The sequence below is a fragment of the Tianweitania populi genome, assembly GCF_014652875.1.
In the GTDB taxonomy this organism is placed as follows: Bacteria; Pseudomonadota; Alphaproteobacteria; order Rhizobiales; family Rhizobiaceae; genus Tianweitania; species Tianweitania populi.
This window is the reverse complement of record NZ_BMZQ01000003.1, coordinates 20,823-42,343: the sequence shown is the minus strand read 5'-3', so window position 1 is coordinate 42,343 and position 21,521 is coordinate 20,823. Positions and strand designations below refer to the sequence as shown.

General features: G+C 59.4%; 20 protein-coding genes and 1 pseudogene. 13 read left to right on the top strand and 8 right to left on the bottom strand.

All coding sequences use genetic code 11. The features are described from left to right. Positions 1-32: 32 nt before the first annotated feature. From IE166_RS16640 to IE166_RS16610, 7 genes are all read left to right on the top strand, one after another. Complete coding sequence (locus IE166_RS16640) at positions 33-911, top strand: transketolase (RefSeq protein WP_189506170.1); 879 nt, start codon at positions 33-35, stop codon at positions 909-911. Beyond that, positions 911-1,939 (top strand): transketolase family protein, encoded by a 1,029-nt coding sequence (locus IE166_RS16635; protein ID WP_189506157.1) that lies wholly within the window; start codon positions 911-913, stop codon positions 1,937-1,939. Before IE166_RS16640 ends, IE166_RS16635 begins: the two co-directional genes overlap by 1 nt. Positions 1,940-2,019: 80 nt before the next feature. Then, the gene (locus tag IE166_RS16630; protein WP_189506154.1) at positions 2,020-3,615 is read left to right on the top strand and encodes an ABC transporter substrate-binding protein; all 1,596 of its coding nucleotides are present in this window, start codon (positions 2,020-2,022) and stop codon (positions 3,613-3,615) included. A 24-nt stretch (positions 3,616-3,639) separates the two neighbouring features. Continuing rightward, positions 3,640-4,668, top strand: coding sequence for an ABC transporter permease (locus IE166_RS16625; RefSeq protein WP_195826300.1), 1,029 nt, complete (start codon positions 3,640-3,642; stop codon positions 4,666-4,668). After that, on the top strand, positions 4,665-5,513 hold the full coding sequence (locus IE166_RS16620) for an ABC transporter permease (protein ID WP_189506148.1): 849 nt from the start codon (positions 4,665-4,667) through the stop codon (positions 5,511-5,513). The genes IE166_RS16625 and IE166_RS16620 overlap by 4 nt, the downstream gene beginning before the upstream one ends. Further along, positions 5,510-6,508 (top strand): ABC transporter ATP-binding protein, encoded by a 999-nt coding sequence (locus tag IE166_RS16615; protein WP_189506145.1) that lies wholly within the window; start codon positions 5,510-5,512, stop codon positions 6,506-6,508. The genes IE166_RS16620 and IE166_RS16615 overlap by 4 nt, the downstream gene beginning before the upstream one ends. Further along, a complete protein-coding gene (locus tag IE166_RS16610; RefSeq protein WP_189506142.1) occupies positions 6,501-7,496 on the top strand; it encodes an ABC transporter ATP-binding protein in 996 nt (331 codons plus the stop codon). Before IE166_RS16615 ends, IE166_RS16610 begins: the two co-directional genes overlap by 8 nt. 12 nt (positions 7,497-7,508) lie before the next feature. Here the strand turns inward: IE166_RS16610 and IE166_RS16605 are convergent, their stop codons facing one another. Together IE166_RS16605 and IE166_RS16600 are read right to left on the bottom strand one after the other, a co-directional pair. After that, positions 7,509-8,240, bottom strand: coding sequence for a TetR/AcrR family transcriptional regulator (locus IE166_RS16605; protein WP_189506139.1), 732 nt, complete (start codon positions 8,238-8,240; stop codon positions 7,509-7,511). 27 nt (positions 8,241-8,267) lie between these two features. Then, positions 8,268-9,518, bottom strand: coding sequence for a four-carbon acid sugar kinase family protein (locus IE166_RS16600; protein ID WP_189506137.1), 1,251 nt, complete (start codon positions 9,516-9,518; stop codon positions 8,268-8,270). 143 nt (positions 9,519-9,661) lie between these two features. Between IE166_RS16600 and IE166_RS16595 the strand changes: the two genes are divergently transcribed. Then, complete coding sequence (locus IE166_RS16595; protein ID WP_385965232.1) at positions 9,662-10,309, top strand: class II aldolase/adducin family protein; 648 nt, start codon at positions 9,662-9,664, stop codon at positions 10,307-10,309. Between the two features lie 414 nt (positions 10,310-10,723). Here the strand turns inward: IE166_RS16595 and IE166_RS16590 are convergent, their stop codons facing one another. Genes IE166_RS16590 through IE166_RS16575 form a run of 4 tightly spaced genes read right to left on the bottom strand, consistent with a single transcriptional unit; the run spans position 10,724 to position 14,564 of the window. After that, entirely contained in the window at positions 10,724-11,770 is a 1,047-nt protein-coding gene (locus tag IE166_RS16590) for an extracellular solute-binding protein (protein WP_189506132.1), read from the bottom strand. A 33-nt stretch (positions 11,771-11,803) separates the two neighbouring features. Next, positions 11,804-12,607, bottom strand: coding sequence for an ABC transporter permease (locus IE166_RS16585; protein ID WP_189506129.1), 804 nt, complete (start codon positions 12,605-12,607; stop codon positions 11,804-11,806). Beyond that, a complete protein-coding gene (locus tag IE166_RS16580; RefSeq protein ID WP_189506126.1) occupies positions 12,604-13,470 on the bottom strand; it encodes an ABC transporter permease in 867 nt (288 codons plus the stop codon). The genes IE166_RS16585 and IE166_RS16580 overlap by 4 nt, the downstream gene beginning before the upstream one ends. Continuing rightward, positions 13,467-14,564: an ABC transporter ATP-binding protein gene (locus IE166_RS16575; protein ID WP_189506123.1), complete on the bottom strand. Its 1,098-nt coding sequence runs from the start codon at positions 14,562-14,564 to the stop codon at positions 13,467-13,469. The genes IE166_RS16580 and IE166_RS16575 overlap by 4 nt, the downstream gene beginning before the upstream one ends. A 437-nt stretch (positions 14,565-15,001) precedes the next feature. On the opposite strand from IE166_RS16575, the gene IE166_RS16570 reads away from it, so the two are divergent. The 5 genes and pseudogenes from IE166_RS16570 (at position 15,002) to IE166_RS16555 (ending at position 20,357) form a co-directional block, all read left to right on the top strand. After that, positions 15,002-16,636: a N,N-dimethylformamidase beta subunit family domain-containing protein gene (locus IE166_RS16570; RefSeq protein WP_385965256.1), complete on the top strand. Its 1,635-nt coding sequence runs from the start codon at positions 15,002-15,004 to the stop codon at positions 16,634-16,636. A 394-nt stretch (positions 16,637-17,030) separates the two neighbouring features. After that, positions 17,031-17,435, top strand: a pseudogene (locus tag IE166_RS20715) (recombinase family protein); the annotation flags it as partial. Continuing rightward, positions 17,421-17,594: a helix-turn-helix domain-containing protein gene (locus IE166_RS21030; RefSeq protein ID WP_244641554.1), complete on the top strand. Its 174-nt coding sequence runs from the start codon at positions 17,421-17,423 to the stop codon at positions 17,592-17,594. The pseudogene IE166_RS20715 and the gene IE166_RS21030, both read left to right, overlap by 15 nt. Positions 17,595-17,717: 123 nt before the next feature. Next, positions 17,718-18,641 (top strand): 3'-5' exonuclease, encoded by a 924-nt coding sequence (locus tag IE166_RS16560; protein ID WP_189506496.1) that lies wholly within the window; start codon positions 17,718-17,720, stop codon positions 18,639-18,641. A gap of 561 nt (positions 18,642-19,202) precedes the next feature. After that, positions 19,203-20,357: an ABC transporter substrate-binding protein gene (locus IE166_RS16555; RefSeq protein WP_189506118.1), complete on the top strand. Its 1,155-nt coding sequence runs from the start codon at positions 19,203-19,205 to the stop codon at positions 20,355-20,357. 102 nt (positions 20,358-20,459) lie between these two features. On the opposite strand, the gene IE166_RS16550 is transcribed toward IE166_RS16555, so the two are convergent. Together IE166_RS16550 and IE166_RS16545 are read right to left on the bottom strand one after the other, a co-directional pair. Further along, on the bottom strand, positions 20,460-20,615 hold the full coding sequence (locus IE166_RS16550; RefSeq protein ID WP_308430528.1) for a hypothetical protein: 156 nt from the start codon (positions 20,613-20,615) through the stop codon (positions 20,460-20,462). Positions 20,616-20,730: 115 nt separating this feature from the next. Further along, entirely contained in the window at positions 20,731-21,510 is a 780-nt protein-coding gene (locus IE166_RS16545; protein WP_189506115.1) for a cyclase family protein, read from the bottom strand. Between the last annotated feature and the right edge of the window lie 11 nt (positions 21,511-21,521).

Below are 21,521 nucleotides of genomic sequence, written 5' to 3'. Positions count from 1 at the left end.
AGAACGATGATCATGGGGAGGACAGAACATTGATGAGCGAAGGTGAACCAGCTGACCGGCGCAACCTGTCCGAAGCCTATCTGATTGAGCGCGCGAAATTTATCCGTCTGGAAACCATGCGTCTGACGCGCATCGCAGGCGCCGGGCATTATTCCAGCACCTTTTCGGCAGCCGAACTGTTTGCCGCGCTCTATTATGGCCATCTGCGACTAGACCCTAAGAACCCCAAATGGGAGGATCGTGATCGCTTCGTGCTGAGCAAGGGGCATGCCGCGATCGGTCTTTATCCGGTGCTTGCGGATCTTGGCTTCTACCCGCTCTCCAAGCTTGACGACTTTACCCGATTGGGCAGCGCGTTTGGCGATCACCCCGACATGAAAAAGATCCCCGGCATTGATTTCTCGTCGGGATCGCTCGGGCACGGTCTTTCCATTGCCTTAGGCATGGCGTTGGCTGGCCGTCTCACGGGACGTACCTACCGTAGCTACTGTATGCTGGGGGACGGTGAACTTAACGAGGGACAGATCTGGGAGGCAGCGATGGCGGCCGGGCACTTCAAGTTGCAGGGCCTAGTCGGGATCGTCGATCGCAATCAGCTTTCCATCGACGGTCCGACGGAAAAAGTGATGTCCGTCGAGCCGTTGGCGGATCGATTCACCTCGTTCGGCTGGGATGTGAAGCGGATCGACGGCCACGACCTGTCAGCCATCATGGCGACCCTGTCAGCGCTGAAGCCTGCCGGCACCGGCCGACCGCAGATGATCATTGCGGATACGGTGAAGGGGCGGGGCGTCAAATATATGGAGCTTTCGCTCGACTGGCATGTCGGCAATCTGGTTGGCGACGACTACGACGATGCCTGGGCGGAAATCGAAGCCGGGCTGCAGCCGTTCGAAAAGGAAGATGCCTGATGAGCGCTGCAGGACAAGACCAGAGCACGCTGTTTCGCGGCGATGAAGGTGAACTGCGCCTCAAGGATGCAAAATCCGTGCGCGGAACGCCAGCCAAAGCAATGCCGGCCTTTATTCTGGGTGAGGAACTGGCGGATCTTGCCGAGACCGACCCGCGCATCGTGGTTGCGACCGCCGATCTCGCCAACTCCAGTCGCACCCGCGACTTCGCAAATCGCCATCCCGATCGTTTCATCGATTTCGGCATTGCCGAGCGGAACATGATTACGGCTGCGGCCGGCATGGCCTCATGCGGTCTTGTTCCTTATGTCGCGACCTTTGCGTCCTTTGCTGGTATTCTCGCAGCCGAAGCAATCAAGACGGACTGCGCCTACCCACGCATGCCGGTGCGCATCATTGCGCATCATTCAGGTATCTCGATGGGCTTCTATGGCACGAGCCACCACGCGACCGAGGATCTCGGCATGATGCGCACGATCGCCGATCTGACCGTGGTTTGTGCCGCCGACGCCAACCAGTTGCGTGCGATCCTGCGGGCTTCGGTGGATCATCCAGGCGCGATGTATATCCGTCTTGGCCGTGGACGTGATGCGGAGGTTTACGCGCAGGTGCCTGCGGACTTCGCTTTCGGCAAGGCAACGACACTGCGCGAGGGCAAGGATCTGACCATTATCGCGACGGGCTCGCAGGTTCACGCGGCCATCACGGCTGCCGATCGGCTGGCGGAAACTGGTGCTTCCGTTCGAGTAATTGACATGCACACGATCAAGCCGCTCGATGAGTCTGCCGTTCGCGCCGCGGCACGCGAAACCAAGGCCATCCTGACGGTCGAGGAACACAACGTGGTCGGGGGTCTCGGATCTGCCGTGGCTGAAGTGCTGGTTGACGAAGACCGCCTGCCATTCCGTCGTCACGGGATTCAGGACGAGTTCTCGCTGATCGGTCCGCCAGCGGCTTTATACGCGCATTACCGATTGGACGCTGACGGCGTAACGGCTGTTGCCCGAGAACTTTTACAGATCAACTGAGCCGGGAAAGGCCCTCCGCATAAAAGCTTCAAGGGGAAGCGGAGGTCCTGTTCCACCAAGTCTGACCATGGGAGATCGTGATGGAAGGCATCTTAAGAAACGCCGCGCGAGCCGCTGCCGCTTGTGCAACTCTGGGCGCATTAAGCGTGACTTTACCGGCCTGGGCGCAGGAGCGTCCGCTAGTGATCGCGCGCAACCTCGAGATCAACTCCCTCGACCCGCATCGCGCCTTTTGCGACACGTGCCAGATCTATCTAAGCGCAACCTATCAGGGGCTGGTGAAGCTCGCGGCCGATGACCGCTCCATCGAGCCATCGCTGGCGACCGAGTGGAAAGCCAACGACAACCAGACCGAGTTCACCTTCAAGCTCGATCCGAAAGCCGTCTTCTCTGATGGCAGTCCGGTGGAAGCCAAGGACGTGAAGTGGACGTTCGAGCGGCTGAAAAATCTGCAGGCCGACCCTTCCTTCATGATGAAGGGTGTCACTGCCATCGAAACGCCTGATGACAAGACCGTTGTGGTGAAGATGGAAAGCCCGAACTCCGAGTTCATCGGCATTCTCGCAGCACCCTATGCGGGCATCATCAACAGTGAGGTTGCATCCTCGAACGGCGCTTCGGCAGGTGCTGATGCTGCAACGGCCGACAAGGGCGAAACATGGTTCCTGGCCAACTCCGCCGGTAGCGGCCCTTATGTTCTCGACACCTATCGCCCGGATGATGAATTGCGCTTTCGCGCTAATGACAAGTTCTGGGGTGCGGCTCCAGCTGTCAAGGAGATCGTGATCGACCAGTCGGCCGATGCCGTTTCGCAGGCGCAGATGCTGCAAAGCGGTGCAGCCGACATCGCAATGCAGGTCGATCCCGATACGGCCGAAACGGTCGCCTCGCCTGATCTGACGATCGAGACTGTACCGTCCTATAACTACATCTACGTATCCTTCTCGCCGGGTGCCGCCGGCAACCAGACGCCGCTCGACCGAGAGGTTCGGCAGGCGCTGGCCTATGCCGTCGATTATCAGGGCGCGATTGACTTTACCGTGGGCGGCAAGGGTGCGCTGCAGGCTTCACCTATTCCGAATGGCTTCCCTGGCACCGACGATCTGCCGATGCCGGAAGAAAACCTCGAAAAGGCCAAGGAGCTCCTGGCCGCGAAGGGACTTCAGGACGGCTTCACGGTTGATGCCACTGTTGCTTCCATCAACGTCTACGGCGTTGATCTCGCTTTGCTGATGCAAAAGCTTCAGCAGGATCTCGCCCGCATCAACGTCACCTTGAACATCCAGCCGGTTGCTTCCGCCGTTTGGCGTCAGCAGATCGTCAACCCCGGCATCCCCTTCAGCGCACGCTTCTATGCCCCGGACTATTACGGCTCGGCTCAGTATGTGCAGTTCTTCGGCATGGTTCCGGGTTCCTGGTGGGAGCGCAATGCAAGCGGCCAGGGCAAGGTCGACCTTGTGAATCAGAAGGAAGTCGATCTGCTTCAGCAGGCGCTGGCTGCTTCGGGCGATGACGTTGCCCGTCTTTACCGCGAGATCGCGCTTGAGATGATCAACGATCGGATCATCGTGCCGGTTGTCAGCCCGAACCTCATTCTGGCCTATCGCAACGAGGTTGCCGGCGTTCGCTACAGCGCCTGCTGCAACCTTCCGCTTGCCGAACTCAGCATGAAATAGCGGCTCGACGCCGAGGGCATCCCGATGTTCGCCTATGTCGCCAAACGAATTGTCGCGATGCCCTTTCTGCTGCTGGGTGTCATTACCGTCGCATTCCTTCTGACGCATTTCACCGCCGCCGACCCGCTGACCTCGATCATTGGCGAACGGCAGATGAACAATCCGGACGTGGTGGAAGCCGCCCGGCAGCGCTGGGGGCTCGATCGCTCTCTGCCGGAACAGTATCTGGTCTATCTCGGAAACCTCGTGACGGGCGATTTCGGCACGTCCTTCCGCACGCGCCAGCCGGTCGCGCAGGATCTCATCGTGCGTCTGCCCGCCACGCTTGAGTTGGTCATCTCAGCGATGATCCTTGGAACAGTCTTCGGCATCACGCTTGGTGTGTTTGCCGCCCGTTCCCGTGGCGGCGTGATCGACAATCTGGCGCGGCTTTTCGCCTTGGTCGGCGCCTCCGCGCCTGTTTTCTGGTCCGGTCTGCTCGTTCTGTTCGTGTTTTCCGTTCAGCTTGGCTGGCTGCCTGGGCCGGGCCGTATCGACGCCCGCGCGGTCGCGCCGCCATTCGTAACCGGCTTCTTCACGATCGACTCGCTGCTGGCTGGCGACTGGGCTGGGTTTCGCAGCGCGCTTCTGCATCTCCTGCTGCCGGCTTCCGTACTCGGCTGGACGGTGACTGGCATCGTGTCGCGTATGGTGCGCGCATCCATGCTCGACGTTCTTTCGCAGGAATACATCCTTGCCGCGCGCGCGAAGGGCGCAAGCCCGGTGCGGGTCCTGCTTCATCACGCCTTACGCAATGCCATGTTGCCTACCCTGACCATCATAGGCTTCTCTTTCGCCTATCTGATTACCGGCGCGGTTTTGACCGAAACCATCTTCGCCTGGCCCGGCATCGGCTCCTATGCCGTGTCGGCCGCGCGGGGCCTCGATCATCCGGCCATTGTAGGCGTGACGATCGTCGGCGGCGCGGCGTTTCTTGTTTCCAATCTGCTGACCGACATCGCCTATGCCGTGGTTGATCCGCGTGTGAAGCTTGGCGCCAAGGTGGGCGCATGAGCCTCCTAGCGAACCAATCTGCTTCTTCGCGCTTTGTTTGGCCGGAATGGGCGACGCTGCCGTTGGTTGGCGGTGGCCTTGTTATCTTCGCCTGGGTAATCGTCGGCTTGACCGTCACGTCATGGGCGCCCTTTGACCCGGTGAAACTGGCCGGCATGCGCTTCCAGGCGCCAAGCATGGAGCACTGGCTTGGCACGGATTCGCTCGGTCGCGATGTCTTGTCCCGCACGCTTTACGGAGTGCGCCATTCCTTCCCCATCGCAGTTTTTGTGATCGGCTGTGCGGTGGTGATCGGCTGCACCCTGGGCGCAATTGCCGGTTATGTCGGCGGCTGGCTCGACGGTGTCATCATGCGCTTTGTCGACATCACCCTGTCGTTTCCGCCGATCCTGCTTGCCATGGCCGTCACGGCCTCGCTTGGGCCGGGCCTTGGCAACGCCGCCATCGCCATGGTGATCGTGTGGTGGCCGATCTATGCGCGCCTGATGCGTGCGCAAGTTCTTTCGGTTCGCCAGCGCGAGCATGTTGAGGCAGCCGTTGCTTCAGGTGCCACGCGCTCGCGTGTCTTGATCAAGCATATCCTGCCGCTCTGCTGGAGCCCGATCATCGTCAACGCCACGATGGATTTCGGCCAGGTCGTGCTTCTCGCGGCCAGCCTCTCCTTTATCGGCCTTGGCGCAGTGCCTCCCACACCAGAATGGGGCCAGATGATCTCCGAAGGTGCAGTTCAGTTTTATCGCTGGTGGATTGCACTTGGACCCGGCGTTGCAATCCTGTCCATTGTACTGGCATCCAACTTCCTTGGCGACGGCTTGCGCGATTATCTCGACCCGAGGGCAGCATGAGCGTGCCGCTTCTTGAAATCACCGATCTGACCGTCTCCTTCGCGGCTCGCGGCAAAGCCTTTCAGGCGGTCAGTGGCGTCGATCTCACAGTTCAGTCCGGTGAGGTCCATGGGGTCGTCGGTGAATCCGGTTCGGGCAAGAGCGTAACGATGCTGGCCGTCATGCAGCTCCTGTCGCAGAGCGCCACCATCGATGGTTCCATAAAGCTCGGCGGACAGGAACTCACCGGGCTTTCGGATCGTCAGATGCGCAAGATCCGTGGCGTGCGCATCGGCTACATCTTCCAGGATCCGATGACGGCGCTCAATCCGCTGCTGACTGTCGGGGAACAGATTGCTGAAGCGGTGCGGATCCACCGCTCCGATGTCAGCCGCTGGCAGGCGTCCGAGCGGGCAGTTGAATTGTTGCGGCTGGTGGCCATTCCCAATCCTGAAAAACGGGCCGACCAATACCCCCATGAGTTCTCCGGCGGCATGCGCCAGCGCGCCGTGATCGCAATGGCCATGGCCAATGAACCGGACCTGCTGATTGCCGACGAACCGACAACCGCACTCGACGTCACGATCCAGGCGCAGATCATGGAGCTATTGGATCAGCTGCGCCGCGAAAAGGGCATCGGCATCGTTCTGGTGACGCATGATCTTGGCGTGGTGGCGGGCGTCGCGAAAAGCCTGTCGATTATGTATGCTGGGCGTGTGGTCGAGCGCGGTCTGGTAGATGATGTTTTCGCCGCTCCGCATCATCCCTACACGAAGGGACTGCTAGAGAGCTTGCCGCAAATGGATCAGAGGGTCCAGCGGCTCAGGGCCATCGCCGGCGCGCCGCCGCCGATCAGCGCGCGCCCTGCAGGCTGCCCTTTTCACCCGCGTTGCCCTTATGTCATCGAGCTCTGCCACAGCGAGCGTCCGGTTCTGCGCAAGGTCGGGCCGATCGACGTCGCGTGTCATCGCGCCGAAGTCGTGGCTGCTGATAGCGGGGCTTTACAGAATGCTTGATACAACTACCGTTACGAAGCCACTTCTTGCGGTGGATGGCCTGGTCAAGGAGTTTACCATTTCAGGCGGGTGGTTTGGACGCTCGGGCGCATCGGTTCGTGCCCTATCGGACGTCAGTTTCGATATTGCCGGTGGTGAAACGCTTGGCCTGGTCGGCGAGTCCGGCTGCGGAAAGTCTACATTGGCGCGGTGCGTTGCACGGCTTCTGCGACCCACCGATGGCAGTGTCATCTTTGATGGGATCGATTTGACACAATTGACGCATGCGGAAATGCGTCCGTTTCGCAAGCGCATCCAGTTCGTGTTTCAGGATCCGCACGCGTCACTCCACCCACGCATGCGCACGCGCGACATCATCGCCGAACCCTTGCGACTGGAAGACGGGACGGCTTCTTCAAAGCGCGGGCGCATTGCCGAACTTCTTGAACTGGTCAAACTCGATCCTGCCCATGCCGACCGCTATCCGCACGAGTTCTCCGGCGGTCAGCGCCAGCGCATCGGGATTGCCCGCGCGCTGGCCTTGCAACCTGAACTCATCATTCTGGATGAGCCGGTTTCCGCGCTCGATGTTTCGATCCAGGCTGGCGTTCTCAATCTTCTGAAGGATCTGCAGGACAGGTTCCAATTGTCCTACCTGTTCATCGCCCATGATCTGTCCGTGGTGCATCATCTGTGCGACCGGATTGCCGTGATGTATCTCGGCAAGATCGTGGAGATCGGCGATCGCGACCGGCTTTATCGATCGCCCAGCCATCCTTATACGCAAGCCCTCCTGTCGGCCGTGCCACTTGCCGATCCGGCAAAGGAGCGTACCCGTCGCCGCCTTGTTCTACAGGGCGACGCGCCAAGTCCGAGCAACCCGCCATCGGGTTGTCGCTTCCGAACCCGCTGTTCTCGTGCGCAGGGCATTTGTGCCCAACAGGAACCGGTACTGGAGCGCAAGGCCGGTGGTACGAACGCCGCCTGCCATTTTCCGCTGACGGCTTAACGGCGAGAACAGTCAGCGACCGCTTTCTTCCGCAAACGGATTGGCTGCCATCTGCTCGATCGGAATATAGATCCGGTCGATCGCCTTTTGCGTGAGCGGCTTACGAGGCAGATATTCGGGAAGGAAGCGGCGTAAATAGTCGATCGCGGCCGCACTTGCCTCAAGCCGGAAGTCCTCTGTGATCCTTCCATGCCGGCCGTAAGACAGCGCCCAAATGCCGTCCATGCTTGCCCCCGCAATTTCCAGTCGGTCTGCGAGATCGGGAATGAAGGGCATATGGAAATAGGCTTCGAAAAGCCGCTCGCGACTGCGCGCAAGCCGTGCATTTCCCGTCAGATCCGCGTTGCGCACGGCGACGCTGACACCGGCACCCAGAAACAGCCTTAGCGCGGCCGGACGGCTGTTCTGGAAAGCAGCTGCGCGTGCATGCTTCATATGCAGCATTTCTTGCCATGTCTGCGGTTCGGGATCGGTGAGCGGCTGGATGGAAAGCTGATAGATTTCCTCGTTGAACCGAAGTGCGAGTGCCACGAAGGCCGCATTGCGGTTGGGAAAGAAGTGGTAGACCGAGGCCAGCGGGACCTGAGCCCCTTCCGCGATCTGCGCGAGGCTGACATCCTCGTCATTATGGACCGTCAGCAATGTCTCCGTTGCATTGAGCAGAGTGTTATATCGCTCGACACCGCGCTTGCGCATCTGGCGGGATGGAACGCCATCGGTTCGCGTTGGATTGGCTTCCACCAAGATCGGCCGGCTCCTTGTATCGTTAGCTCAGTTGCGCATGGCCTCCACGGCGCGCAGCAAAATATCGTCGGCGCCAAGTTTACCGGGTTTGAGATAGAGCGATAGATGCAGCGGCGCTTCCGCAACGCAGAAGCCTGTGCCGAGGCCTGTATCAGCAAAGGCGCGAACCTGACGAATACCCAGACTTTCGACGATCGACCCTGACGTTTCGCCGCCGGCAACTGCCAGTCGCCGCACGCCGCGTTCCACCAGTCCCTTGCCCACGGCGGCAAGCAGTCGCTCCGCTTTGCGCGCCGCTTGAAGCGATCCATGGGCGCGTTGCGCTTTCTTGACAGCCTCTTGATCCGCAGCCGTGGTCAAGGCGATCGGCTCGGCGCCTATCCGATGTTCAGCCCATTCCAATGCGTCAGCGACGATCGCGTCTTCAGACCGTTCATCGAGGATATCGATCACCAAGACCGGATGCTGCTGCCCAAACGCCGCCAACTGAGCGGTTGCAATCGGGCCGACACTGCCAACAAGAACGGCTGCGGGACCTTCCGCATGGTGCGGAGCGGGCAGACGCTTGTCTGTGCCAGAACCCGCGCAGACCTTGGCGAAGGCAATGATATGCGCGTCGCTACCGATCGTAGTTCGGTGGCTGCCGGCCAAAGCCGCACCGACATCGGCATCTGTATCGTCGGAGCAGTCCACCAAAATGTAGTCGTGGTCCTCCGATCGCAGCTGATCAAGCCGCGCGCGGGCTCCATCGACGCCGGTGTGAAGCGCTGCATGGGACAAAAGGCCGACCTTGCCGTTCGTTTGCCGCGCAAGGGTACGAACCATGTCAGGATCGCTCATCGGAGTGAGCGGATCGAAGCGCTTGATCGACTCCGAGACTAATCGAGCGCGGTAGAACAGGTAGCCCTGATGCACGGTTGTGCCGAAACGTGGAAAGCCTGCGCTGAGCAGAAGCGGTTTTTGCCCGTAGCGCGCCGACAACAGGTCGGCCACTGGTCCGATATTTCCGTCATCCGTGGAATCGAAACTGGCGCAGACTTTATAGGCGACCTTATCGAAGCCGGCTGCGTCGAAGCGGTTTGCGATGGCTTTTACATCGGCAACGGCTTCATCGGCCGGCGCCAGCCGCGTGCGCGTGCCCACCACCGCGACATCACAAGGATCGAGCGATGCGATCGCATCCCTGTCGAACAAAACAGGGCAGGCGATACCGGCACCCTCTATATACCCGGCGACCATCAAGCCGCCGGTGAAATCATCCGCAATGATCCCGAGCATCGCGCCTCCAAAATGATAATCATTTCGATATTCTCAACACAATGACGCGGTTCATCATGGAAGTCTCGCGAAAACTACGATAGCTTTCTCGAATTCCGATTAGCTATCTATGATCGGCTATGCCCTTGGCAAAGGAGGCAGCCTTGGACGAATATCAAGCGCGTCACTCGATCGTCGAAGCCGTGCGCTTCTTGGAAGAAAAGGGTTTGAACCACGGCAGTGCCGGCAATGTCAGCCTTCGCTACGCCGACCATCTGCTTATCACCCCAACCGGCGGTCGCGGCACGACGATGCGCCCAAAAGACATTGTCCAGCTGTCGCTCGATGGATCGGTGCAGGGCGAAGGGATACCGTCCAGCGAATGGCGCTTTCATACAGGTATCCTGTCGCGGCGGTCCGATGCCCATGCCGTCGTCCACACTCATGCCGACAGCTGCGTGGCCTTGAGCTGTTTGCGCAAGCCCATTCCGGCTTTCCACTACATGATCGCGAGCTTCGGTGGCATCACCGTGCCTTGTTCGCGCTACGAGCCTTTCGGCTCGAAGGCCCTAGCCGAGGCGGCCGTCGAGGCGATCGAAGGTCATTATGCCTGCCTCCTCGCCAATCATGGTATGATCGTCACCGGTCGAAGCCTGCAGCATGCGCTCGACCTCACGGTCAAGCTCGAAACATTGGCGCGCCAATACATCCTTGCCTGTCAGGCGGGTGATCCGGTTATGCTCGGCCAAGCCGAGATGGCGGAAGTGCACCGCCGTTACGGCACTTATGGCACCGCGGCGATGCCGGAGTGAGGACAAGCGATGCGGATCACCGGCAAGACCAGGATCATGTGCCACGATCCTGTTCAACTACCCGCAAGCAAAGATTTTCGTCCGCCCCCGCGAAGCCGATCTGCCCGACGCTGTGATCTTATCTTCAACGCGATGTCGCTTGGCATGCATGAACGCGACCCGCTTCCGGTCTCCCCTAACCACATCACAACCGGAACCGCTGTTGCCGAAGTCATCAAGAAACCGTCGACACGCCGCTTCTCGAAGAGGCTGTTCGGCGAGGGGCGAAGGTGATCCCGGGACTGGCGATGATGTAGCCACAACCGCATCTCGTTGCCCAATTTCCCGGCCATTCAGTGCTGCAACGTGACCATTCTACGCCGCCATGTTGCTGAAAGGCCGGCGCTTAGGCCGGCCTTCGCTTGTATAGTAGACTTACTGAGCGAGCCAGGCGGTCCACCGATCCCGTAGCGTCGCCCGGTTTTCACCGATCCACTTGAAGTCCGGGTCAACCAGAACCTCATAGTTCGCGGGGTAGGTTGCAAACAGCTTCTGCTCTTCCTCCGGCAGCTTGGCCAACCCGGCCGATGAAGCCGTGGCATAGCCGACCTTCTGCATGAAGCCGGGATGTCCATCCGAATTGCCGTAGAAAAAGTCGATGTACTTCAAAGCGCCTTGGGGGTTCGGCGCATCCTTCAGGATCGACATGTAGCCCGTGTCGCGCATCGCCCCGTCCCATGCCATGGCAAGGGGCGCGCCGTCCTTGATGGTTGCGAGCGATCGGCCGGAGTAGGACATCGCCATCACGACTTCCTTGTCGCGCAGGATCTGCTGTACCTGGTTGCCGGTCTTCCACCAAACGGCGATGTGCGGCCTGATCTCGTCGAGCTTCTTGTAGGCGCGGTCGAGATCGAGCGGAAACAGATCCTTTCGATCAACCCCGTCGGCCAGGAGTGCCGCGGCAGGCACCCACCAGTCGCGATCGCCGGTGTCGGGCAGGCCGCGCGGTCCCGGGAAATCGGTGACGTTCCAGAAGTCGGCCCAGTTTTTCGGCGTCTTCTCACCAAAGGCTTCGGTGTTGTAGGTCAGAACCATGCCACCGGTGGTGCGGGCCACGCCTTTTGCGGTGCACGCCCCTTCAAGTCCGAACTTCTTCACGTTTTCCAGTGTGTCGCAGGGAATATCCATCAGGAGGTCCGCCTTGTCGACGAGGTCCGGGCCAGTCGCCGTGACGATGTCGAACTCGACATTGCCGCTACGCACCATGCCTTCCGCACGGGCCCACTGATCTGGAACCTCGATGTCGAATGGAATGACTTCCGTTCCCGAGGCTTCCTGGAAGGGCAGATACATCTGCTCTTCAAGCGTGTTGCGCATCAATCCACCGGTTGTCGCAACGACGATTTCGTCGGCCAGCGCCGGCATCGTTGCAGCGAGAAGTGTCGCGCCAAGCAATCCTGTAAGCAATTTCCTGGTTGTCATGTCAGCCTCCTTTGCTGAGTTCCCTTCTTGTTGTCAGGTTTCTTCACGCGCCGTGGAATTGCGGTCTGCGAGGTATTTGAGCAGAGCAGCGGCCAACAGCACGACGATCGAGAGCACCGTCAAAAGCACGGCAATGGCCGGGATAATCGGCGTCAGGTTCTGCTCGATGTCATCGAACATCATGCGCGGCAGGGTCTTGTCGCGGATGCCGGCAAGAAAGAACGCGATCACCGGCTCGTCAAAGGAGATGATGAACGCAAAGAGCCCGCCTGAAATTACATTGGGCAGAATGATCGGCAGAGTGATGAGCCGGAACGCGTTGAAGCGGTTGGCGCCGCAGCTCATGGCTGCATCCTCCAAGGCCGGATCGACGCTCGAAAGGGCGGCTGCGACCGTAAAGACCGTGAAAGGCATCGCGATGATCGAATGCGCTGCGACATAGCCGAACACCGTTCCCGACAGACCGGTATTCTGGAAGAACAGGTAGAGCGCCACAGCCAGGGCGATATGCGGAACCACGATAGGGCCGATGAGAAAAGCCTGGAAGATCGTTCCCATCGTCCGCGCGCCACGCACGAGCGCATAGGTTGCCATGGTCCCGACCACGGCTGTCGTAATGGCCGTCAGCGCCGCAATCTTGGCGCTAAACCAGGTTGCAGCCATCCAGCGTGAGTCACCGAAGAATTCTTCAAACCAACGCAGCGTCACGCCCTGCGGCGGGAAAGTCAGGTAGGTCGTCTCGCTGAATGCCATCGGAAGGATGATGAAGATCGGTAGCAGAATGAACGCCAGAACTGCATAGACATAGGCGTTGAGGAGAAGCGATCGCGGATTCATGCGCGGGCTCCCAGCATGCGTTCAAAGCGAAACACCTTGCTGAAGACGAGGGTGATGATCGTCACCAGAAGCGTAAGCACGCCGACGAGGGCTGCCGCGAAGGGCCAGTCCAGATTTTCGCGGATTTGTTGCGAGATCAGCGTTGCGATCATCATCTCCTGCGGGGACCCCAGCAGGGAGGGCGTGATGAAATAGCCCAGTGCGGTCAGGAAAACGAGGATGAAGCCGCCGAGGATGCCCGGCATCGCAAGCGGCAGCGTGACCTCCCAGAAACTCCGTAGCGGCCCGGCTCCACAAATGGCGGCGGCCCGGTTGTAATCGAAGGGAATGTTGCGCAAGGCGCCATAGATCGGCAGCACCATGAACGGCATCAACACATGGGTCATGGCGATCACAACCGCGCCCTGTGTGTAAAGGAGGCGCAGTGGCTCGGAGGTGATACCGATGCCTTGCAGGAACTCGTTCACGAGACCGTTGCGTTGTAGCAAAATCGACCAGGCTGCAGTGCGCACGAGAACAGAAGACCAGAAAGGCAACAACACACAAGCCGTCAAAAAGACGGCCTTCGGTCCTCTAGAATTGGCCATCAAGATAGCGACTGGCAGGGATAGAGCGAGAGAAAGCAAGCTGACCAGCAGCGCCATCCTCAGCGTTCTATAAAGAACCGTCGCGTAGATGGGATTATCGAACACACGTTCGTAGTTGGTCAGAGTGGGCGAGGGCTCCAGCACCGACAGCGAAAGCAGGCTGCCCAGAGGATACAGGAAGGCAAAGATCACCAATGCGAAGAAAGGTGCCATCAGGAGCAGAATGGCGCCCCGCGACATCTGACGACCATTGGCTTCGAAGAACCCAGCCTTCATCGAGCCGCGTCCGCGGGATAAAGAAGGGCGGCTTCCGGCGGCACTTTTATTCCGATGGCCTGTCCCGGCCGGACCGGGGCTTGCCCGGCACTCGCCACGCGCAGACGAACCTCGCTACCATCATGAAGATGCGTGATCAGCAGACTGCCTGCGCCAGCATAAACCACATCGCTGACCGTCGCGCGCCAGCTGCCCGTTTCACCCGGAGACGTGACAGAAAGCCGTTCCGGCCGAACGGCAAGAACGGCCCGGCCGGATGGGACCGTTTCGATGGATGCGCTATCGGGCAGCCGGATGTGCTCACGTTCTGAGAATGTGGCGTTTGCGCCATCCCATTGGACCGGCAGCATGTTCATTTCGCCGATGAAGCTCGCGGCGAAGAGGTTCGATGGCCGCTCATAAAGCTCGCGCGCCGGCGAAACCTGCTGCAAACGTCCAGCTTTGAGGATGGCGATGCGATCCGCCATTGTCAGCGCTTCACCCTGATCATGCGTCACGAACACGACCGTGAAGCCGAGTTCGGCATGAAGCCGCTTGATCTCGATCTGCATCTCCTCGCGCAGGTTCTTGTCGAGCGCGGATAAGGGCTCGTCCATCAAGAGCACCTGCGGATTGTAGACGATGGCGCGGGCAAGCGCGACGCGCTGCTGTTGTCCGCCAGACAACTGCTTCGGCATCCTGTCGCCATAGCCACCCAAACGAACGATCTCGAGTGCGGCTTCAGCCTGCCTGCGCCGTTCTGCCTTTGCCACGCCGCGCATCTTCAGGGGAAAAGCGACGTTGTCGCCGACGCTTAGATGGGGAAACAGCGTGTAATGCTGAAACACCATGCCGATGTCGCGCTTGTTTGGTGGAAGCCTCGTGCAATCCTTGCCACCGATCATGATCCGTCCAGCGGAGGGACGCTCAAAGCCTGCAACACTCATCAGCACAGTCGACTTGCCGGATCCACTCGGTCCCAACAGTGCGACGAACTCGCCGGGTTCGATGGTGAGCGAAACGTCGTCAACCGCCCTCACGCTTCCGAACGTCTTGGCGAGACGATCGATTTCGATAGACGCGCCTTTGTTGTTCGACGAGACGGTTTGCGACATGGGAGCTCCCGGGTCCTGGACACATTCGTAGAAAGTTAGACGCTACACGATATATCCTTAACCTCAAGTATTTTGATTATCGTTCGGCGTCTTTTGGCTTCTGTTGTCATTCTCGCTCTAAAGGCGACGGCTGCTAGACAACCTAACCAGCATAAAAATGCGGCTCGCATTGAAGTCTTTTTGTGCGTCTTGATAGAAAGATTCCGACCGCCTCGGCATGGCATGGCCGAATAAATTATCATTAAGTTCAGCCTCGCGCTTGACAGGTCACTGCGTTGGCTTTCCTCTGCACTCCGGCAGCCAGCTTTTGCTGCCATGTCGCTTGAGCATCTTGTTTGATGCTCTTTTCGAAAGGTTTGGGTCAGACCCAGATCGATCGGTCGTTCCAACGAGGAATTTAGGCGATCATGACCAAGGAACCGTTCCAGTTTCCCGAGATGGGCCCTCATGCCATTTTGCCGCGTACAGTCCGGAGGGGCTACGCGGACGAGCATTTCCTAGCCGATTATCGCTTTCAGTTCCCGCGCGAAGATCCCGATCTGCCGGAGGTTTTTGTTTACACCGAGCGGATGTCCTTTGATCCCGGCGAGACGGTTGAATTCCATGGATCAACAACCTCGCAGGAATGGTCGATCCAGATCTATCGGGACGGCTTCAAGCCGGAGATGGTGCATGAAAGCTTCGGATTGCCGGGCAGCTTCACCAAGACCTCGGAAACGGCCTATTCGGATGGATGCGACTGGCCGGTGCTGCATCGCTGGACCATTCCGCAAGACCTGCGATCGGGCTTCTACCGCGTTGTGTCGACCTGTTTACGCGCTGGCGGCGAACGTTTCGTTCAGCATCATTTCGTTGTGGTGCGTCCTACCTCAGCAACCCGTCGCGGCCGCATTCTCTTCATGCTGGCGACCGGCACCTGGACTGCCTACAACGACTGGGGCGGCGCCAACCATTACTTCGGCACGTGGGGGCCGAACAAGAACGAAGGTTCTCCTATCCTCAGCCTCAAGCGGCCATGGACACGCGGAATGGTCTGGCTGCCTAAAGGGGCGGCGCGTATCATGACAACGCCTTTGCCGGACATGAATGACGCACCGCGCTTCCCTTCCAAGGAATGGGGCTACTCAGGCGGCTGGGGACAGTACTACGCGGCCGCTGGCTGGGCTCAGTTCGATCGCCATTTCGCTGTATGGGCCGAGCGCGAAGGCTACGACTTCGACATCATCACGCAAACCGACCTTCATTTCCGTCCTGAAATCCTCGACGATTACAGTTGCCTCGTCACCGTGGGACATGACGAATACTGGTCGTGGGACATGCGCAAGACGGTCGAGGCCTTTGTTGAGCGTGGCGGTGGTTTCTCCCGCTTCGGTGGCAACTTTCTCTGGCAGATCCGGCTAGAAGACAATGGCAGCCAGCAACACTGCTGGAAGTTTAAGGCGCCAACCATGGATCCCGTGCGCGACGATCCGGAGCGCAAGCATCTGCTGACCGCATCGTGGGAAAGCGGCGGAGTGAACTGGCCCGGCGCCTCAACGGTTGGCGTGAACGGCTGCCACGGCATGTATGCGAGCTGGGGTGGTTTTGCCCCACGCGGCTCACGCGGCTTTACCGTTTATCGCCCGGATCATTGGGCCTTCAAAGGCACCGACCTGCGCTACGCCGACATCTTCGGCGCGGAAGCCGGGATCTTCGGCTACGAGGTCGACGGCCTCGACTACACGTTCCGCCAGGGCTTGCCTTATCCCGTTGCCGCGGAAGGCGTACCCGACGCGATCGACATCTTGGCGATGAGCCCGGCCGTCCTGCTGGAACATGAGCATGAAGGCGAGGGTGTGCGCTACTACGTTCGAGATAGCGACCTCAACGGTCTGGCCGAACTGGCCGCTGAAGACACTCCGGTTGCCCGACGCAAGTTCCAGTACGGGTCTGGCATGGTGGTCGGCATGAAGCGCGGCAAAGGTGAAGTCATTACCGCGGGATCTTGCGAATGGATCATGGGACTAACCCGCAGTGATCCGTTCACAGAAGCGATCACCCGCAACGCACTGGACCGCTTCTCTAGTTATTAGTTCAGCTGTGCAGCAGTAATTCAGTGCTTATAGATCGCCTGAAACGAACGTCGGCTATATCATTCACAAGACCAAACCTATCCGTCAGCTGCCGCGCAGAAAATATCATGCTAATACATCTTCTTGTCGTGCATTATATGTTAAACAGGCGGCAGGCTTTAGATCAAAGTAACCGTAAGCCATACCCTCCGAGTAAAATGTCTGAGCGGCAGCTCCGTTAGGAAATTTGCAACAGGCTGAAGCTTGCCGAAATACGATGTGTCGGAAAATACATGATTTTCGATCAATGACCTAAGTGCCGCTAGAACGAACCTGTGAGTAGTCCAGGTTTGTACGAAAATTACTTTCGAAATCGTGTAGTGTGCGGGAACATACGATTTAGGGTTTCCCGCACATGCTAGTTGGCTACATGCGTGTTTCGTCCGCTGATGATCGTCAGTCAGTCGATCTGCAGCGTGATGCGCTGATCACCGCTGGTGTTGATGAGCGTCATCTAGACCAGGATAAAGCTTCGGGAACACGGGACGATCGCCCCGGACTAAATGCCTGCATGGAAGACTTGCGCAGTGGTGACTGCCTTGTGGTCTGGAAGCCTGATCGTCTTGGCTGATCTCTGCCGCACCTCCTGTCCATCATCGCCGACCTGAAGGGGAGGGGTGTTGCGTTTCGCTCGCTGACCGAACAGATGGACACGAGCACGCCTCACGGCGAACTGCTGTTCTCGATCTTCGGTGCGCTTGCCCAGTATGAACAGGCGCTCACTCGTGAGCGGGTCATTGCGGGATTGGCGGCTGCTAAACGAAGAGGCAAGCGGGCAGGGCAGCCACAGGCGCTTGATCAGGAAAAGATCGACCAGATCATTGAAGCCCTCGAGGCCGGCGTCAGCAAGTCTGCGGTATGCCGTACCTTCAGCGTTGCGCGTTCTACTCTGATCGACACGCTCGCCCGTATCGGATGATCAGGACCATCCGCTGGCAAATCCGCGCCGTCGAAGAAGGCGAGGGCGGGGGCATGAAGACAGCAACTTCTCAGTTCGACCTTTTTTGACGAGGCTCCGGGCTATCGGCAATCACCGCGACCACTGCGTAAGAAGCGGAAAGAGGCTTTCGCTGCAACTCTGGAGACCTCGAACGCGGAAGTGGCAGCTCAACGGCTAGAACAAAGCGGCCACTACAGAGTGCCGCGCAAGCTGGTTCCCAGGCAGGTAGTTCCACGCCGCCAAAGCGCATACCCGAACCTAGCTGTGTTGGTTGATGCTGAAACAACCGGTCTGCAGCACGCAAGGGACGAGGTGATCGAGATCGGCGCTGTGGCCTGCACGTACAATAATGAAGGCATCGTCGGCGACGTGGTCAGCATCTATAGCGGACTACGTCAGCCCTCTTCGCCTATCCCTCCAGAGATCACCCGCCTTACTGGCATCACAGACGATATGGTTGCCGGACAGGAGTTCGACATCGCCACACTGGATGCTTTGATCGAGCCGGCCAATTTGATAATCGCGCATAACGCAGCCTTTTATCGGCCCTTCTGCGAGAAGCTTTCGCCGTCGTTTGTGCCGAAAGCCTGGGCCTGCTCGGTATCGGAGATCAAGTGGGCTGATCTCGGTTTCGAAGGCAACAAGCTCGGCTATCTCGTTGGCCAGTCAGGTCTCTTCCATGAGGGGCATCGCGCGACTGATGATTGTCATGCGCTGCCTGAGGTGCTGGCAAGGGCTGTAGAGGAGGGCGGGCAATCTCCTTTTGCCGAGCTGCTTCGATCCAGTACACGCTGCAGGATCCGCATCTTCGCCGAGAACTCACCGTTCGACATGAAGGATCATCTAAAAGCGAGGGGATATCGGTGGTCGGACGGCAGTGACGGCAGACCTAAAGCGTGGTGGATCGAGGTGGATGAGGATCTTTACGACGACGAGCTCCACTATCTACGTACGGAGATCTACCGGTGGGATGAGGCCGAGCCGTTGACGATCCGCCTCACCGCTGAGAATAGGTTCCGTCTCTGACTGCACCCTCAAGAGTCTTCTGAAGCGAGAGCGCCAGCACGGCAGCACTTGCTTAGTTAGATCACAATTTGACGCGGTAGTTTTGGGCGCGAACAAGCACAGCTGAATATGGAAAGACGGATTCGTCGAGCCTTGGGAATTCCTGTAGAAAACGGCGCGCCTAGGTAGCAGTTCGTGCCTCTGGCGGCAGTTCCGACTGTGGGTATCGCACTCAAAGCTCGGGTAGGCTTTCGCAGCCGACCACGGTGAAGTCAAAATTATCTACCTCACTGGCAATAGACGATCAGATTGGAGGGCATGACGAATATATTGTTGCATTGGACTCTGACATTCGACCTCTTGGACAAATGCAGCGGCTGCCGTATTCGGAGCGAGGGCCACTACTGCAAAGCCGATATACAAAGCGAGCCTTGAAAATAAGCTTAATGGCCGATCCTGCCGCTATGGCGACTTGACGACGCGACCTTCCCGCTGCTTTGCTCCGAATACGCTTGTTGCGCTGCCAGCAAGAAGGCGTCTGGCTCCGAGCGCGCAGCGGTTTCTTTCCATGGAGAGGTTCTCATGAAGTTTGCTCTCGTTGCTGTCACAGCGCTGTCTATCGGCGCGGCTTCGCAAGCCGCCCAAGCCGAGATCGTCGTTGGCGTTGGAACTGCGCTAAGCGGCGCCGTAGCCTCGATCGGCATTCCCAACCACAAGGGCATCAAAGCCGGCTTCGAATACAAGGGCGAGATCAACGGGGAGCCGATCCGCATGGTTGTTCTCGATGACGGCTCCGACCCATCCACCGCGGCGCGCAACGCCCGCAAATTTGTGGAACAGGAAAATGTCGACATCATCATTGGCACGGCCGGCGCGCCGCAAACGCTCGCAATGGCAACGGCTGCCGCCGAATTGAAGGTGCCGATGGTTGCCATCTCGCCGATTGCTCCGCCACCGGAAGGCGAGGGCGGGCCGTGGGTCGTGCAAACGCCGCAACCTATGCCACTGCTGGTGCAGGGCGTCGTGGATCACATGCAGGCCAACGGCGTGAAAACTGTCGCCTTCATCGGCTTTGCCGATGCCTTCGGCGATCTGCTCAGCGCATCGCTGAAGGCGAGCGCAGAAAAGGCCGGCATCGAGATCGTAACGGACGAGCGCTATGCCCGCACCGATACGAGTGTGGCCGCACAGGCATTGAAGGCCGTGGCCCGCAAGCCGGATGCGGTCATGATCGGCGGCACCGCTACGCCAGGTGCGCTGCCTGCGTTGGCGTTGGCCGACCGTCGCTATAACGGTAAGATCTATGGCAATCACGGCCTGATCTCGGCCGACTTCCTGCGCGTGGCCGGCGAGCAAGCAAACGGCATCATCTGCCCGACCGGCCCGGTTGTTGTGGCTGAGCAACTCTCAGACGACAACCCCATCAAGAAGGTCGCACTGGCTTTCCGCGACGCTTACCAGAAGGCTAACGGCGAAGCCGTGCAGGATGCCTTTGCTCCTTACGCATTCGACGGTTGGCTGGTGTTCGCGGATGCCGCAACGCGCGCGCTGGAAACAGGCGCCAAGCCTGGAACGCCGGAGTTCAAGAGCGCCTTGCGCGAAGCGCTGTTCACCACGAAGGAAGTGGTCGGCACCCATGCAGTCTATAACTACACACCCGAAAGCAGCCTAGGCGTCGATGAGCGCTCGCGCGTCTTGGTGAGGATCGACAACGGCGAATACAAGCTGGTGAATTAAGGGCTGAGCAGACGACGATGGAGGCGCGGCGTTGGCGGCCGCGCCTTTCTTCTTGCCGGGATTCACAAGAACGCGGTGAGGCGGGCACGGCGTTTGAAGCCGTCAGGCGACCGTGCGGTCGAGCCAGCCCGGCATGGGTTCGGGTAAGGGGATCGCGTCGATGAGCTTGCGGGTGTAGGCAGCCTGCGGTGCGGCGAACACGGCATCGCAGGGGCTGATGAAGGCGACCGACAGGCCTGTTTCCCTTGACAGCTCCATCAGGAGGCTCAGCACCTGCGCTCAGCGCGCGCCGTGCTGTTGCAGCCTGATTTCGTGCTCACCAACGAGATCGTGCCGGAGTCGGACTTGGCGACGCAATACGGCTTTATGCCGCCTAGCTCGGCGCGACGCCGAGCACCCGCAACGGGCTGCCGGAGCCGTTGAGGATCTTAAGCGGCGTAGTAATCAGGATCGCGCCGGTGGGCGGCAGTTGGTCGAGATTGCGCAGGCATTGCAGCCCGTAGCGGCCGGCGCCATGAAGGAAATGGTGGGCGGGGTGAGGGGGGGCGAAATGGCTGCCCTGACCGGCATCGGTGCCGATGGTTTCAGTGCCAAAGCCAAGAATGTCGCGCTCGTTGACCAGCCATTCCATGACGTTTGAATCCGGGCCGGGCGTATGGGCGCCGTCTTCGCGCAGATTGGCGAAGTCGCGGGGCCCAAGCTTCGACCAGTCGGTACGCAGGAGAACCCAGTGTCCGGCGAGAATGCGGCCGTGGGATTTTTCCCAGTCTTCCACGAACGCGCGGGTGAGCAGGAAGTCGGGATCGGCAGCAGCCTGCGCCGAACAGTCAATCACGCAGGCCGGTGCGATCATGTGCTCCACCGGCAGCGTATCCACCGCGTTGTTGGGCAGGTCCTTGCCCGTATACCAATGAACAGGTGCATCGAAATGCGTGCCGGTATGTTCCCCAACCGTGATGTTGTTCCAGTACCAGCCAGGCCCGTTCTCGTCGTAGCGCGAGATCTGCTGGATGCGCACGGGCGATGATTGGCCGAATTCCGGCGGCAGCACGATCACCGGCATGTCGGGCGACAGCGTGAAGGTGAGGTCCACGACGCGTAGCGACCCTTGCGCAATGGCGGTCGCGAAAGCGATGGCGGTGTTGTCGGTCATGATCGTCCGCC